Origin of the sequence: Burkholderia crassaminum (genome assembly GCF_964265005.1) — a bacterium.
In the GTDB taxonomy this organism is placed as follows: Bacteria; Pseudomonadota; Gammaproteobacteria; order Burkholderiales; family Burkholderiaceae; genus Burkholderia.
Window position 1 is genome coordinate 2,457,656 of sequence record NZ_OZ183799.1, and the last position, 14,255, is coordinate 2,471,910.

Consider the following 14,255-nt stretch of genomic DNA (forward strand, 5'->3'; position numbering starts at 1 on the left):
AGTCGCGTTAGAGGACGTTTGAAAAGAAGCCCTGTTTTTCGCGATTATCGTCAATGACGCTCTCGGCATAGCGCAGTGACGCACGACGTGCGTCACCGGCGGAATCGAACGGGCTGTCGTCGAGAAGCCTGAAAGTCTGGCTCTGCGTCAGCGTGTCGGCGGTGCCGCGAAGACAAATCTTGACTGCTGCGTCGAAGCCGGCATCGTAGTTATGCGGGCAGCCATCCAACGCAGGCACGTGCGGGTAAATCAGTGGATAGATCTCGAATCCACGATAGATGTGCATGCTCATAATGAACTCCTGGCGTTCGATTGCGGCGACTCGCAGGACGAGCGTATACAGCCAGCATCACCTGATGCATGGCGCGACGGGCGGGGTGAAAGGGGCAAAAACGTTGCGAGCGAGGAAATGCGCGACGCAACACGGTGGCAGGTGGAGGGCGAGCGGTCAAACAGAAAACGGGTGCTCGAACGAAACCATCATACGCGCATCGTCGATCGGGCGCCCATCTTATTTCGACCGCGACGAGGCCGTTGACGAATTGTCTCGCAGCACCGTGCCTGCGGCACACCGTATGCCGTCGAGCCCTCGTTCACCGAGATGCTTACGACGCGACTTGTTGACCAGATGAAGGCCGCGCCGATTGCAGCCGACGCGCTGAACATGCCGATCGCCGTCGTCAATAAACGTCAAGCACGCGCTCGCCCTGCTTCGGGTTGCCGACAATCCATGCAGCCAGGTCAAGTGTCGAATCGAGGCCGCCAGCGGTCGGTCGCGATCGCCGACAACTGGCCGGATGGCGAACTTCGAGCAGTCCCGGTCGGGCCACTGGTAAACTCGGGCAACCCAAGCAACAACTTCATGCCTGACCTATGACCACGCTGTCGCCCGACGCCTTCGCCGGCCACACTCCGATGATGCAGCAGTACCTGCGCATCAAGGCCGACCATCCCGACACGCTTGTCTTCTACCGGATGGGCGACTTCTACGAGCTGTTCTTCGAAGACGCAGAAAAGGCCGCACGCCTGCTCGACCTGACCCTCACGCAACGCGGCGCATCGGCCGGTACGCCGATCAAGATGGCCGGCGTACCGCATCACGCGGTCGAGCAGTATCTGGCCAAGCTCGTGAAGATGGGCGAATCGGTCGCGATCTGCGAGCAGATCGGCGATCCGGCTACATCGAAGGGCCCCGTCGAGCGCAAGGTCGTGCGCGTCGTCACGCCCGGCACGCTGACCGATGCAGCGCTGCTGTCCGACAAGAACGACGTTTACCTGCTCGCGATGTGCACGGGCCACAACAAGCGTGGCGTCGCAGTCAATATCGGCCTCGCGTGGCTGAACCTCGCAAGCGGCGCGCTGCGGCTCGCCGAAATCGAACCCGAGCAGCTCGCTGCCGCGCTCGAGCGCATCCGGCCGGCCGAGATCCTGACGCCGGACGGCGCAACCGATGCCCTGCCGGCAGGCGCGGGCGCAAGCAAACGCGTGCCGGCATGGCACTTCGACATCGCGTCGGGCACGCAGCGCCTGTGCGACCAGCTCGATGTCGCGAGCCTCGACGGGTTCGGCGCGCATTCGTTGACGAGCGCGTGCGGCGCGGCCGGCGCGCTGCTGCTCTACGCAGCAGCCACGCAGGGCCAGCAGTTGCGGCACGTGCGCAGCCTGAAGGTCGAAAACGAAACCGAGTACATCGGGCTCGATCCCGCCACGCGCCGCAACCTCGAACTGACCGAGACATTGCGCGGCACCGAGTCGCCGACCCTGTATTCGCTGCTCGACACCTGCTGCACGACGATGGGCAGCCGCCTACTGCGCCACTGGCTGCATCACCCGCCGCGCGCGTCGGTCGCCGCACAGTCGCGCCAGCAGGCGATCGGCGCGCTGCTCGATGCGCCGGCAGACGCCAGCCTCGATGCGCTGCGCAGCGCGCTGCGCCAGATCGCCGACGTCGAACGGATCACCGGGCGCCTCGCACTGTTGTCCGCGCGCCCGCGCGACCTGTCGAGCCTGCGCGACACGTTCGCCGCCCTTCCGGCACTGCGTGATCGCATCAGCGCGATCGTCGCGAACGCGGACGCACTCACCCGCGTCGACGCAGCACTCGCGCCGCCCGCCGAATGCCTCGACCTGCTGACGAGTGCGATTGCACCCGAGCCGGCCGCGATGGTCCGCGACGGCGGCGTGATCGCGCGCGGCTACGACGCCGAGCTCGACGAGCTGCGCGACATCTCGGAGAACTGCGGGCAGTTCCTGATCGATCTCGAGGCGCGCGAGCGCGCGCGCACCGGCATCGCGAACCTGCGCGTCGAATACAACAAGGTGCACGGCTTCTACATCGAGGTCACGCGCGGCCAGACCGACAAGGTGCCCGACGACTACCGCCGGCGCCAGACGTTGAAAAACGCCGAGCGCTACATCACGCCCGAACTGAAGACTTTCGAGGACAAGGCGCTTTCCGCACAGGAACGCGCACTGGCGCGCGAACGCGCGCTGTACGACACGGTGCTGCAGGCACTGCTGCCGTTCATCCCCGAGTGCCAGCGTGTCGCATCGGCACTCGCCGAACTCGACCTGCTCGCCGCATTCGCCGAACGCGCCCGCGCGCTCGACTGGGTCGCGCCGGCCTTCACCGACGAAATCGGCATCGAAATCGAGCAGGGCCGCCACCCGGTCGTCGAAGCGCAGGTCGAACAGTTCATCGCGAACGACTGCCGCTTCGGCACCGAGCGCAAGCTGCTGCTGATCACCGGCCCGAACATGGGCGGTAAATCGACGTTCATGCGGCAGACTGCGTTGATCGCGCTGATGGCTTATGTCGGCAGCTACGTGCCGGCCAAGTCGGCCTGCTTCGGCCCGATCGACCGGATCTTCACGCGCATCGGCGCGGCGGACGATCTCGCGGGCGGCCGCTCGACCTTCATGGTCGAGATGACCGAAGCCGCGGCGATCCTCAACGACGCGACGCCGCAAAGCCTCGTGCTGATGGACGAGATCGGCCGCGGCACGTCGACGTTCGACGGCCTCGCGCTCGCGTGGGCCATCGCGCGCCACCTGCTGGCGCACAACGCGTGCTACACACTGTTCGCGACGCACTACTTCGAGCTGACGCAACTGCCGGCCGAATTTCCGCAGGCGGCCAACGTCCATCTGTCGGCCGTCGAGCACGGCCACGGCATCGTGTTCCTGCACGCGGTCAACGAAGGCCCGGCCAACCAGAGCTACGGCCTGCAGGTCGCGCAACTCGCAGGTGTTCCCGCGCCCGTGATCCGCGCCGCGCGCAAGCACCTCGCGTATCTCGAACAGCAGTCGGCGTCGCAGCACACCCCGCAACTCGACCTGTTCAGCGCGCCGCCGGTGGCCGTCGACGATCTCGAATGCGCGGACGCGCCGGCGCTGCCCGACACGCCGCACCCAGCGCTCGAAAAACTGCGCGACATCGATCCCGACGATCTCAAGCCGCGTGAAGCGCTCGACCTGCTGTACGAACTGCGCACGCTGGTCCGGTCGCACGATGCCGACGGGCACGCGTAAGCGCATCCCGCGCGGCCTGCCGGCTCGCACCGCCGCCACGCTCGTCGCGGCCGTGCTCGCGCTCGCACAGGCCGCCGCGCTGGCCGCACCGCCGAAGCGCAGCACCGCGCCCTACTCGTTCGCGGTCGTGTCGGGCGTGATCAACGCCCCCGCGGACGAGCCGGCCGCCCAGCGGCTGCTAGATGCAATCGCGCGCGAGCGCAATCTCGCGTTCGTCGTCTATGCGGGCGATCTCAAGGGTTCGAAGGAGGCGTGCCGCGATGCACTGTATTCGCAGCGCGGCGCGATCCTGGATGCGGCACGCGTGCCGCTCGTGTTCATTCCCGGTCACGACGACTGGGCAACCTGCAACACCGCGGCCGGCGGCGGCTACGATCCGGTCGAGCGGCTCGACTTCCTGCGGCAGACGCTGCTCGCCGATTCCGCACTGCCCGACCCCGGCGCGCTGCAAATCACGCGGGAAAGCGAAGTCGCACGGTTCCGGCCGTATCGGGAGAACGCACGCTGGATGCGCGACGACATCGTCTACGTCGCGCTCAACGCGCCGGCGCCGAACAACCACTACCTGACGGCCGGCGGGCGCAACGGCGAATTCGAGGATCGCATCATCGCGAACGGTTTCTGGATCGACCACGCGGCCGAATACGCTAAGCGGCGCGAGGCGCGCGCGATGGTGGTGATGTTCGAAGGCGATCCGCAGTTCGAACGCTATGAACGCGCGGAACGCTTCGCGTGGCTGCGTTTCAACCGGCCGCGCGTGCGCGACGGCTTCCGTGAGTTGAAACGAACGCTGGTGAAGGCAGCGGCGACGTTCCGCGGCCCGATACTCGTGATGCACGCGAGCGGCGAACCGCTTGCGAACGGCTTTCTGATCGACCGCCCGCTGCGTACAGACGACGGTGAACTGGTAGGTAACGTGACGCGCGTCGCGATCGGACCGCGCCATCCGGCGAATCAGTGGGTCAAGGTGAGCGTGTCGCCGTCACGGCAGACAATCTTCAACGTGAGCCTGCAGGAGGTGCCGAAGAACCTGCCCGTGCCGCCCGCGCTGCCGCTCGTGCCGCGTGACGACGTGCCGTTGCCGCAGATGCCGGAAATCCCTGCATTGCCGGCGCTGCCCGACTCGTCGTCGGTCGCACCGCCACTGCAGGGCGACGGCGCCGCACCGGGCGGCGCGTCGTGGCCGGCGCCGGCCCCTGCATCGGGGTCGGCACCCGGCCTGCCTGCGAGCTCAGTGCAAGGTGCGCCCTGACGGCGCTTCGCCGTCTTCGTCTTCGTCCTCGTCGACGATCTCGAGCCCTTCCGCGCCATGCGCGTGCTCATGCTCGATTTCGTCTTCGGTTGCTTCGCGAACGTCCTTCACGGTGAGCGCGAAACGCAGCGCCATGCCTGCCAGCGGGTGGTTGCCGTCGAGCACGACCTTGTCTTCGGCGACGTCGGTGACCGTGTAGATCAGCGAATCGACTTCCTCGTCGCCGTCTTCCGGCGTGCCTTCGAACTGCATGCCCACTTCGAGCGGCTCGGGAAAGCGATCGCGCGGCTCGATCTTCACGAGTTCGGGATCGTAGTCGCCGAACGCGTCCTGCGGCTCGAGCTGAACCTGCGCCTGGTAGCCTGGCTCGTGGCCGTCGAGCTGTTCCTCGATCTTGGGGAACGTGCCATCATAGCCGCCGTGCAGATAGACCATCGGCTCGTCGCTTTCCTCGATCAGATTGCCCTGTGCATCCGACAGCTTGTAAGTGACCGACACGACGGTGTTTTTTGCGATTTTCATCCAATTCTCCCAAATACAAGTCTCATTATACGATGCGCAACCGGTCTCAAGCCGTACCGCGGGATGCCGCTGCCGCCCCGCTCGGCGCGCCGCCTTCCGATCTTCCCACACAGCTGCTCGGCGGTCTTACGCCGGCGCAATTCATGCGCGGCTACTGGCAGAAGAAGCCGCTCCTGATCCGACAGGCGATCCCCGGCGTCGCGTCGCCGGTCTCGCGCGACGCGCTGTTCGAGCTCGCCGCGGACTATGACGCGGAATCGCGGTTGATCACCCATTTTCGTAACAAGTGGCAACTGGCTCATGGCCCGTTCGAGCCCGGCTCGCTGCCTGCCGTCACACGCAAGGCCTGGTCCCTGCTCGTGCAGGGGCTCGACCTGCATGTCGATGCGGCACGCGCGCTGCTCGACCGCTTCCGCTTCATCCCCGACGCGCGCCTGGACGACCTGATGATCTCGTATGCGACGGACGGCGGCGGCGTCGGCCCGCACTTCGACTCATATGACGTATTCCTGCTACAGGTCGAAGGCCGGCGCCGCTGGCGCGTCGGTGCGCAGAAGGACCTGTCGCTGCAGCCGGACGTGCCGCTGAAGATCCTCGAAAACTTCGAGCCGAGCGACGAATGGGTGCTGGAACCCGGCGACATGTTGTACCTGCCGCCGCACATCGCGCACGACGGCGTGGCCGAAGGCGAATGCATGACCTGCTCGATCGGTTTCCGGGCTCCGTCCGCAGGCGAGCTGGGCGCACAGTTCCTGTACTATCTCGCGGAGCGTGGCGGCCTGCGTGAAGGGGGCGGCGACGACCTCTACCGCGATCCGAAGCAGCCGGCCGTCGATACGCCCGCGCAACTGCCTCCGGCGATGGTCGAGCGCGTTGCCGAGATCGTCGACGCGATTCGCTGGCGCAAGCGCGACGTCGCCGAGTTCCTCGGCTGCTACCTGAGCGAGCCCAAGCCGAACGTCGTTTTCGACCCGCCCGCGCGCCCGCTGTCCGAGTCCGCGTTCGTCACGCAAGCGTCACGTCGTGGCGTGTGTCTCGACAGAAGGGCCGCATTGATGTATAACGCGCGCTCGTACTTCATTAATGGCGAGGAAGGACCGCTCGAGCAGGCCAGCGAATGGCTGCCCGAACTGGCCGATCAACGCCTGATGGAGGCGAAACGGTTTGTAACACTATCCCGGGCTCCCTCGATGACAGCTTTATTGCACGAGTGGTATCGTGCGGGCTGGATACGGGTCGGTGGCCGGAATTAGTGTGAGTCGCCCCGTATGCCCGTACGGATCAAATTCTGTATGGGAAAGACAACGTATTGACCCCGCATTTGTCGACGGTCGATAGGAAAGTGCATATAATTTCCGCCCAAGCCGTAGGGAAGATTCACGCTCTAGAAGTGCATCTCCACCAGCGGCCCAGGTCGGTGTTGGAGCACATTACCGGTATTGTTTCGCGCTGTTGCTTACCTTTAACCATAAAAGGACGTGATCATGAAGAAATCCCTCCTCGTAGCTTCCCTGTTGGCTGCTGTTGCACTGGCTGCTTGCAACAAGAGCGCTGATCAAGCTGCTTCGTCGGCTGCAAGCGACGCGGCTGCTGCTGCTTCGACGGCTGCTTCGGCAGTTGCTGGTGCAGCGAGCGACGCTTCGGCTGCTGCTTCGTCGGCAACGGCTGCTGCGAGCGACGCTGCTGCTGCAGTGGCGTCGGCTGCTTCGGCAGCGACGGCTGCTCCGGCTTCGGGCGCAAGCCAGTAAGCCTCAGCGTCAGCTGAAAAAAAACCGGCCCGAGGGCCGGTTTTTTTACGTCTGCCGTTTCTGCGCCTGTCGCCCGGCAGTCGCACCGGGCCGCCACCGCGGCCTTGCCCCGCTCATCCGAGCGCCAGCCAGTCGAAGCCCGCGTCCTGCGTGGCCACGATCACGTCTTCCCCGTTCGTCCCCAGTACCCCGCCAAACGCCTGGCGGACCAGTTCCGGCAGGTTGTTCTGCTGGCTCAGGTGCGCCCCGACCAGGTGCTGGAGGCGGCTGCGTTCAAGCGACGCGAGGATGGCCGCCGCCGCGTCGTTGCTCAGGTGGCCGTGGTTGCCGCCGATGCGCGCCTTCAGCGACTGCGGATAGCGACTTCCGGCCAGCATCGCGGTGTCATGGTTGGATTCGAGCACCAGCGCGTCGCAACCACTCAGGACGTCCGTGATGTGCGGCGTGGCCATTCCGACGTCCGTCAGGACGCCGAGCCGGCTACAGCCGTCCATAAAGACGAACTGGAGCGGTTCGCGCGCGTCGTGAGGGACCGTATAGGGCATCACGGCCAGATCGCGTATCGCGGCCGTCTCGTCGCCCCACAGCACGTGGAGATCGACATCGGCCTCATCCGCGCCGACCGCGCGTGCGGTGCCCCAGCTCATGTAGAGCGGCAGCGATGCCCGTCGGGCGAGCGTCAGCGCACTGCCGACGTGGTCGCTGTGTTCGTGGGTAATGAGGATCGCATCGAGATCGCCGATGCAGAGATTCAGACGGCCGAGCCGACGCTCGACCTCCTTGGCGGAAAAGCCGCAGTCGAGCAGCACGCGGGTGGTCGTCGTGCCGCTCGAGGCCTCGACGACCAGCGCGTTGCCTTCGCTGCCGCTTCCGAGGCTGGCGAATCGCACGCGCTCAGTTCAGCTGCGCGTGGAGCAGCGAAATGATCCGCTGCGCGTCCGACGAGTTGTCGACCTGGCCGTTTGCGCCGATTACCGCGACTTGCGTGCCGCCGCTGCCTTGCGCGCGCACGTTGACCAGGAATTCCCTGCCCGGCTTCGCGGCCACCGGGCCGCCGTAGAACAGCTTGCCAAACAGGCCGTCACGCTTCAGCTCTTCCATCGAATTCGCATAGCGCACGGTGTACACGCCCTTCTCGCGGTCGCGATTGTCGACCGTGAAGTTGGTCCGGTCGAGCGCCAGGCCCACTCGCAGCCACGCGCGGTCGAACGACTCGGCCAGCTGCAGCGTTGCCGCGCCGCTGCTCGTGTCGCTGACCTGCGCCGGCGCCGTCGCGGGGTGCGCATCGGTCAGCAGTTGCTTCGCCTGCGCATCGGTCAGGCCGAACTTCTGCATCAGCTTCGACAGGAATACCGCTTCGAGCACCGGGTTGCGCGGACGCTCCTCCCAGCGCGACGACGTGCCGCCCTGCGGGCCGACCATCATTTCTTCCATCGCGCTGTGCGTGATCGAGATGTCGGTGTTGCCGTCCGACGTGCGGTTCACGAGCGTACGGAAGCGATCGCGCGTGCCGGACGAGTACGCGAAATCGATGACCTTGCCGATCGTGCGGCGGAACCAGTCGTCGGGAATGTTCGCGCGGTTTTCGGCCCAGTCGGTGGCCATGATGCCCGTCGACGGCGCATCGGTCTTCAGCGAGAAACCGTTCTCCTGCCAGAACTCCTTCAGGATCGGCCACAGCTGCTCGGGCGTCCGGCCATCGACGACGAGCCAGCGGCGATCGCCGTCGCGCTCGATGTGCATGCCGAGCGGATCCTGCGCGCTCGGGATGCCGTCGGTCGCGTTGCCAGCCTGCGTCGTGACCCGCGGCGGCAGCGTGCCGAGCCCGGCGTTGGTCGGCGGTGCGACGAACTGCTGCGTCGTCGGCACGGGCTTCAGGTCGCTCGGCACCGCGAGTGGCGGCGCCGAACCGGTGTTCTTGTAGTTGACCCGGTCGGGGGCCAGGTAGTCGTTCAGCGTATCGCAGCCAGCGAGCGCGCCCAGCGCCAGCGCCACCACCGACAGCTGGATGGCGCGAGAGGAAATGGCGAAACGTTTCATGAAATCCTTCGTCTTGCTAGAACGCTCGTCAGGAGCGGCGCCGGACGGAGCCGGCCGGTGCGGGTTGATCAGGGTTCGAGCCGGCGGCCGCAGGACGCGGCCGCCTCGGCATCAGGCGAGAACGCCGGCCTCGACGAGGGCCGAACGCACGGCATCGTGGCAGCGCTCGTCGAGCGCCGTGAGCGGCAGCCGGATGCCGCCCTGCATCTTGCCCATCGCCTGCAGCGCCCACTTCACCGGAATCGGGTTCGCCTCGATGAACAGGTTCTTGTGCAGCGACAGCAGCTTCATATGCAGCTCGCGAGCAGTCTGTACGTCGCCGGCCAGCGCCGCGCGGCACAGTTCGCTCATCGCGCGCGGTGCGACGTTCGCCGTCACCGAGATGTTGCCGTGGCCGCCGAGCAGCATCAGCGCAATCGCGGTCGGATCGTCGCCGCTGTAGATCGCGAAATGCTTCGGTGCGGCCTTGATCAGGTGCGCGGCGCGATCGATGTTGCCGGTCGCTTCCTTCACGCCGATGATGCCCGGCACTTCCGCGAGGCGCAGCGTCGTTTCGTTCGCCATGTCCGCGACCGTGCGGCCCGGCACGTTGTACAGGATCACCGGCAGGTCGACCGCTTCGGCGATCGTCTTGAAGTGACGGTACATGCCTTCCTGCGTCGGCTTGTTGTAGTACGGCACGACCTGCAGCGTCGCGTCCGCACCGACAGCCTTCGCGTGTTTCGTCAGCTCGATCGCCTCGGCGGTCGAGTTGCCGCCCGCGCCCGCGATGATCGGGATGCGTTTCGCCGCATGCTCGACCGCCGTGCGGATCATCAGGATGTGCTCTTCGACGTTGAGCGTTGCCGACTCGCCGCTCGTACCGACCACGACGAGCGCATCGGTGCCTTCCGCGATGTGCCAGTCGATCAGTTTGCGAAACGCCGGCAGGTCGAGACTGCCGTCTTCGAGCATCGGGGTGACGATCGCGGGGATGCTGCCGCGGATTTGAATGCCGTCTTGGGTGCCGTTAGCCATGAAACGCGATTGAGATTATGTACCGGTAAACGTTGAGATTGTAGCGGATTAGCCGGGCAGTTCGTAACGTGGAATTCCCGCCCCCGCCTTCGGGGTCGCGCCCTCGCGCACTGCGCAGAGACGCTGGACGAATGCCTCGCGCGGCGCGGCGATGAACCCGTCCTCGTATGCGACCACCCGCAGGCGGCCGTGTACGGCGTCCAGCAGCTCGCCCGGGGCGAGCAGGAACGCGGGGTTGGACGGTTTACCGACCGTTTCGTTTCCTTGCGCGAAGGTTTCGTAGATAAGCACGCCGCCCGGCGCCACCGCATCGAGCAGATGGGGCCAGAGCGGACGATGCAGATAATGGGTGACGATCACCGCCGAAAACTGCTCGCCGGCCGGCAATGGCCACGGTGCACCTTCGAGATCGGCCTCACGGGCGTCGACGCCCGGAATCGCACGCAACGCGGCCAGCGCGACCGGGTCGCGGTCGAGTGCGACGACCGGATGCCCGTGCGACGCGAACCAGCGCGCATGGCGGCCGCCGCCCGCGGCGACATCCAGCACCGCGCCGCCTGCCGGCACGAGCCGCGACCATTGCGCGACCCAGCGCGACGGCTCGGCCTGGGCGACGTGGCCGCCCGCGGCGGCGATGACGGATGTGCTCATGCGGTCGATCAGTTGTACGACAGGCCCATCGCGTCGCGCACGTCGCGCATCGTTTCCGTCGCGTACTTGCGCGCCTTGTCGCAACCGTCCGCGACGATCGCACGCAGCAGCGACGGATCGTCCATGTACTTCTGCGCACGCTCGAGCATCGGCTGCTGCTCGCGCAGGATGCCTTCGACGACCGGCTGCTTGCAATCGAGGCAGCCGATGCCCGCCGAACGACAGCCCTTCTGCACCCAGTCGTGCGTCGCTTCGTCCGTATAGACCTGGTGCAGCTGCCACACCGGGCACTTGTCCGGATCGCCCGGATCGGTGCGGCGCACGCGCGCGGGATCGGTCGGCATCGTGCGGACCTTCTTCGTGATCGTCTCGGCGTCTTCACGCAGGCCGATCGTGTTGCCGTACGACTTGGACATCTTCTGTCCGTCGAGGCCCGGCATCCGCGATGCTTCGGTGAGGAGCGCCTGCGGCTCGACGAGGATGATCTTGCGCGCGCCTTCGAGATAGCCGAACAGGCGCTCGCGGTCGCTCATCGACAGGCTCTGCGATTCCTGCAGCATCGCGCGCGCCTGTTCGAGCGCCTCGTCGTCGCCCTCCTGCTGGTATGCATTGCGCAGCTCGTGATAGAGCTTCGCGCGCTTGCCGCCGAGTTTCTTCGCGGCATCGAGCGCCTTCTCCTCGAAGCCCGGCTCGCGGCCATACAGATAGTTGAAGCGGCGCGCAATCTCGCGCGTCATCTCGACGTGCGGCACCTGGTCTTCGCCGACCGGCACGAGCGAGCCGCGATACAGCAGGATGTCGGCCGCCATCAGCACCGGGTAACCGAGGAAGCCGTAGGTCGACAGATCCTTGTCCTTCAGCTTCTCCATCTGCTCCTTGTAGGTCGGCACGCGTTCGAGCCAGCCGAGCGGCGTGCTCATGCCGAGCAGCAGCGCGAGTTCGGCATGCTCGGGCACCTTGCTCTGGATGAACAGCGTCGCCTGCGCCGGATCGATGCCGGACGCAAGCCAGTCGATCAGCACGTCCCACACGTTCTTCTCGATGACCTCGGGAGTCTCGTAGTGCGTCGTCAGCGCATGCCAGTCGACGACGCAGAAGAAGCACGGGTACTCGGACTGCAGCTTCACCCAGTTTTTCAGCACGCCGTGGTAATGACCGAGGTGCAGCGACCCGGTGGGTCGCATGCCGGAGAAAATACGTTCAGGGAACATGATTGTCGTTAGAAAAGCGAGGCGAATGGGGACAGGATGGCGCTCAGGACGGCGTAGCCGACGTTGACGAGCGGGCGCAGCCAGAAGTTCGTCAGCACGCCCGTCGAGACCAGCACGAGGACGATGATGAAACCGTACGGCTCGATGCGCGACAGCGCGATCGATTGCTTCGTCGGCAGCAGCGCCGCCAGGATGCGGCCGCCGTCGAGCGGCGGCAGCGGAAACAGGTTCAGCACGCCGAGCACGAGGTTCGCGCTGACGCCGGCAAACGCCATCCGCGTGAAGAACGGCTCGTCGATGCCGACAGCGGGCAGCACGAGGGTCAGCACGCCCCAGATCAGCGCCTGCACGAAGTTGCAGGCCGGCCCCGCGAGCGCTACCCACAGGCTGCCCCAGCGCGGATTGCGCAGGTTGCCGAACGATACCGGCACCGGCTTCGCATAGCCGAACAGGAACGCGCCGCCCGTCAGGAAATACATCGCGAGCGGAATCGCGATCGTGCCGAGCGGATCGATGTGACGCATCGGGTTGAACGACACGCGCCCCATCATGTAGGCGGTGTTGTCGCCGAGCAGGCGGGCGGCGTAGCCGTGCGCGGCCTCGTGCAACGTGATCGCGAAGATCACGGGCAGCGCGTAGACGGCGATGGTCTGTATCAGGGAAGCATCCATATCGCGTTATTGTAACAAGCGCACTCGCGCAAAAAATGGAACGGCGCGCTTACGCCGCCGAGAGTCCGAACGGCTCGAGCGCGCCGCGCCCCGCGCGCACGAGCTCGGGCTCGTCGCCGGTCAGGTCGATCACCGTCGACGGCTCGCGGGGGCACGCGCCACCGTCGATCACGAGGTCGACCTGTTTCTCGAGCCGCTCACGAATGTCTTCGGGATCGTTGAGCGGCTCGTCGTCCGGCGGCAGGATCAGCGTCGTGCCGAGCAGCGGCTGGCCGAGCGATTCCAGCAACGCGAGCGTGATCGCGTGATCGGGCACGCGCAACCCGATCGTCTTGCGCGACGGGTGCGACAGCCGGCGCGGCACCTCCTTCGTCGCCTGCAGGATGAAGACGTACGGGCCGGGCGTCACCGACTTGATCTGGCGGTACTGGCGGTTGTCGACCATCGCGAAGTTGGCGAGCTCCGACAGGTCGCGCACGAGCAGCGACAGGTGCTGCTTCTCGTCGAGGCCGCGAATCCGGCGCACCCGCTCGACCGCGTCCTTGTCGTCGAGATGGCACGCGAGCGCATAGCTCGAATCGGTCGGCATCGCAATCACGCCGCCCTTGCTGACGATCTCCACGGCCTGCTTGATCAGGCGCGGCTGCGGATTATCCGGATGAATCCTGAAGAACTGGGACATGGGGGTACGTAAAGGGGGAAAAGTCGGATACGCGCGCCGGCGGCTACGCGGACGGCAGGCCGCCGCCAGGCGTCAGAGCCAGCGCTCCCAGACCGGTGTCAGGTCGGGCGGCAACGGCGGCAGGCTGCCGAGCTCGACACGGCCCTCGCCTGGCGCATGGAAATCCGAACCGCGCGACGCTTCGAAGCCGAAGCGGCGCGCGACGTCCGCGTATTCGCGGTACTGATCGGGCGTGTGGCTGCCCGTCACGACCTCGATCGCGCGGCCGCCGAGATCGATGAACTCGCCGAAGAACGCGTCGAATTCGACGGACGTATAGCGGTAACGGCCCGGATGTGCGACCACGGCTTCGCCGCCGGCCGCACGAATCCACGCGACGGCGTCGGGCAGCGTCGCCCAGCGGTGCGGGACGAACCCGGGCTTGCCGTCGCCGAGCATGCGATCGAACACGTCGGACGTCGAGGTGGCGTGGCCGTTCTCGACGAGAAACCGGGCGAAATGCGTACGCGAGATCAGGTCGGGATTCGATACATACTTCAGCGCGCCTTCGTACGCATCCGGAATGCCGAGCGTGGCGAGCTGCTCGCCGATCGCCACTGCGCGCGCCGCGCGGCCGTGGCGCGTGCGGTACAGGCCGTCGACGAGCGCCGGATTCGCGGGATCGACATTCAGGCCGACGATGTGCACGGTGCGCGACGCCCACGTGACCGAAATCTCGACGCCGCTCAGGTAGCGCATGCCGAGCGCTTCCGCCTCGCCGCGCGCCGCCGCCTGGCCGCCGATCTCGTCGTGGTCGGTCAAGGCCCACAGGGTCACGCCGCCGGCATGGGCGCGGCGCGCGACGTCGGCAGGCGACAGCAACCCGTCGGAAACATTCGAATGGCAGTGGAGATCGGCGTTCATTGTCGGCATGGCAGGTAAGGCTTCATT

Annotated in this window: 14 protein-coding genes; 4 read left to right on the forward strand and 10 right to left on the reverse strand. The window is 66.3% G+C overall.

All coding sequences use genetic code 11. The annotated features are described in order from the left end of the window. Positions 1 to 7: 7 nt before the first annotated feature. Positions 8 to 292 carry a hypothetical protein gene (locus ACPTTF_RS11350; RefSeq protein ID WP_423371216.1) on the reverse strand — a complete coding sequence of 95 codons (285 nt, stop codon included), beginning with the start codon at positions 290 to 292 and terminating at the stop codon, positions 8 to 10. A gap of 581 nt (positions 293 to 873) precedes the next feature. Here ACPTTF_RS11350 and mutS point away from each other — a divergent pair. Continuing rightward, entirely contained in the window at positions 874 to 3,531 is a 2,658-nt protein-coding gene (gene mutS / locus ACPTTF_RS11355) for a DNA mismatch repair protein MutS (RefSeq protein ID WP_423371217.1), read from the forward strand. Next, positions 3,512 to 4,783, forward strand: coding sequence for a hypothetical protein (locus ACPTTF_RS11360; protein ID WP_423371875.1), 1,272 nt, complete (start codon positions 3,512 to 3,514; stop codon positions 4,781 to 4,783). The genes mutS and ACPTTF_RS11360 overlap by 20 nt, the downstream gene beginning before the upstream one ends. Here ACPTTF_RS11360 and ACPTTF_RS11365 read toward each other — a convergent pair. Beyond that, positions 4,763 to 5,305: an FKBP-type peptidyl-prolyl cis-trans isomerase gene (locus ACPTTF_RS11365; RefSeq protein ID WP_166960209.1), complete on the reverse strand. Its 543-nt coding sequence runs from the start codon at positions 5,303 to 5,305 to the stop codon at positions 4,763 to 4,765. The two genes, ACPTTF_RS11360 and ACPTTF_RS11365, sit on opposite strands and share 21 nt — an antisense overlap. A gap of 32 nt (positions 5,306 to 5,337) precedes the next feature. Here ACPTTF_RS11365 and ACPTTF_RS11370 point away from each other — a divergent pair, with 32 nt between their 5' ends. Both ACPTTF_RS11370 and ACPTTF_RS11375 read left to right on the forward strand, forming a co-directional pair. Next, positions 5,338 to 6,558, forward strand: a complete 1,221-nt coding sequence (locus ACPTTF_RS11370; RefSeq protein ID WP_423371218.1) for a JmjC domain-containing protein — start codon at positions 5,338 to 5,340, stop codon at positions 6,556 to 6,558. 56 nt (positions 6,559 to 6,614) lie between these two features. Beyond that, on the forward strand, positions 6,615 to 6,860 hold the full coding sequence (locus tag ACPTTF_RS11375; RefSeq protein ID WP_075122947.1) for a hypothetical protein: 246 nt from the start codon (positions 6,615 to 6,617) through the stop codon (positions 6,858 to 6,860). Between the two features lie 306 nt (positions 6,861 to 7,166). Here ACPTTF_RS11375 and ACPTTF_RS11380 read toward each other — a convergent pair whose 3' ends face one another. The 8 genes from ACPTTF_RS11380 to ACPTTF_RS11415 form a co-directional block, all read right to left on the reverse strand. Next, the gene (locus tag ACPTTF_RS11380) at positions 7,167 to 7,943 is read right to left on the reverse strand and encodes an MBL fold metallo-hydrolase (protein WP_423371219.1); all 777 of its coding nucleotides are present in this window, start codon (positions 7,941 to 7,943) and stop codon (positions 7,167 to 7,169) included. A 4-nt stretch (positions 7,944 to 7,947) separates the two neighbouring features. Then, complete coding sequence (gene bamC, locus ACPTTF_RS11385; protein ID WP_166960218.1) at positions 7,948 to 9,093, reverse strand: outer membrane protein assembly factor BamC; 1,146 nt, start codon at positions 9,091 to 9,093, stop codon at positions 7,948 to 7,950. A gap of 111 nt (positions 9,094 to 9,204) precedes the next feature. After that, entirely contained in the window at positions 9,205 to 10,110 is a 906-nt protein-coding gene (gene dapA / locus ACPTTF_RS11390) for a 4-hydroxy-tetrahydrodipicolinate synthase (protein WP_166960221.1), read from the reverse strand. Positions 10,111 to 10,158: 48 nt separating this feature from the next. Then, on the reverse strand, positions 10,159 to 10,761 hold the full coding sequence (locus ACPTTF_RS11395; RefSeq protein ID WP_423371220.1) for a class I SAM-dependent methyltransferase: 603 nt from the start codon (positions 10,759 to 10,761) through the stop codon (positions 10,159 to 10,161). 8 nt (positions 10,762 to 10,769) lie between these two features. Next, the gene (locus ACPTTF_RS11400; protein WP_011352534.1) at positions 10,770 to 11,972 is read right to left on the reverse strand and encodes a tryptophan--tRNA ligase; all 1,203 of its coding nucleotides are present in this window, start codon (positions 11,970 to 11,972) and stop codon (positions 10,770 to 10,772) included. Between the two features lie 8 nt (positions 11,973 to 11,980). Then, positions 11,981 to 12,643 carry a site-2 protease family protein gene (locus ACPTTF_RS11405; RefSeq protein WP_423371221.1) on the reverse strand — a complete coding sequence of 221 codons (663 nt, stop codon included), beginning with the start codon at positions 12,641 to 12,643 and terminating at the stop codon, positions 11,981 to 11,983. Between the two features lie 49 nt (positions 12,644 to 12,692). Further along, positions 12,693 to 13,325, reverse strand: a complete 633-nt coding sequence (locus ACPTTF_RS11410) for an L-threonylcarbamoyladenylate synthase (RefSeq protein WP_166960230.1) — start codon at positions 13,323 to 13,325, stop codon at positions 12,693 to 12,695. A gap of 72 nt (positions 13,326 to 13,397) precedes the next feature. Next, entirely contained in the window at positions 13,398 to 14,228 is an 831-nt protein-coding gene (locus tag ACPTTF_RS11415) for a 3',5'-nucleoside bisphosphate phosphatase (RefSeq protein WP_423371876.1), read from the reverse strand. Positions 14,229 to 14,255 lie beyond the last annotated feature (27 nt).

What these genes read in the sequence shown, in the direction of transcription:
- ACPTTF_RS11350 (WP_423371216.1), bottom strand. Translation starts at nt 292, where the DNA reads ATGAGCATGCACATCTATCGTGGATTCGAGATCTATCCACTGATTTAC.
- mutS (WP_423371217.1), top strand. Translation starts at nt 874, where the DNA reads ATGACCACGCTGTCGCCCGACGCCTTCGCCGGCCACACTCCGATGATG.
- ACPTTF_RS11360 (WP_423371875.1), top strand. Translation starts at nt 3,512, where the DNA reads ATGCCGACGGGCACGCGTAAGCGCATCCCGCGCGGCCTGCCGGCTCGC.
- ACPTTF_RS11365 (WP_166960209.1), bottom strand. Translation starts at nt 5,305, where the DNA reads ATGAAAATCGCAAAAAACACCGTCGTGTCGGTCACTTACAAGCTGTCG.
- ACPTTF_RS11370 (WP_423371218.1), top strand. Translation starts at nt 5,338, where the DNA reads ATGCGCAACCGGTCTCAAGCCGTACCGCGGGATGCCGCTGCCGCCCCG.
- bamC (WP_166960218.1), bottom strand. Translation starts at nt 9,093, where the DNA reads ATGAAACGTTTCGCCATTTCCTCTCGCGCCATCCAGCTGTCGGTGGTG.
- dapA (WP_166960221.1), bottom strand. Translation starts at nt 10,110, where the DNA reads ATGGCTAACGGCACCCAAGACGGCATTCAAATCCGCGGCAGCATCCCC.
- ACPTTF_RS11395 (WP_423371220.1), bottom strand. Translation starts at nt 10,761, where the DNA reads ATGAGCACATCCGTCATCGCCGCCGCGGGCGGCCACGTCGCCCAGGCC.
- ACPTTF_RS11400 (WP_011352534.1), bottom strand. Translation starts at nt 11,972, where the DNA reads ATGTTCCCTGAACGTATTTTCTCCGGCATGCGACCCACCGGGTCGCTG.
- ACPTTF_RS11405 (WP_423371221.1), bottom strand. Translation starts at nt 12,643, where the DNA reads ATGGATGCTTCCCTGATACAGACCATCGCCGTCTACGCGCTGCCCGTG.
- ACPTTF_RS11410 (WP_166960230.1), bottom strand. Translation starts at nt 13,325, where the DNA reads ATGTCCCAGTTCTTCAGGATTCATCCGGATAATCCGCAGCCGCGCCTG.
- ACPTTF_RS11415 (WP_423371876.1), bottom strand. Translation starts at nt 14,228, where the DNA reads ATGAACGCCGATCTCCACTGCCATTCGAATGTTTCCGACGGGTTGCTG.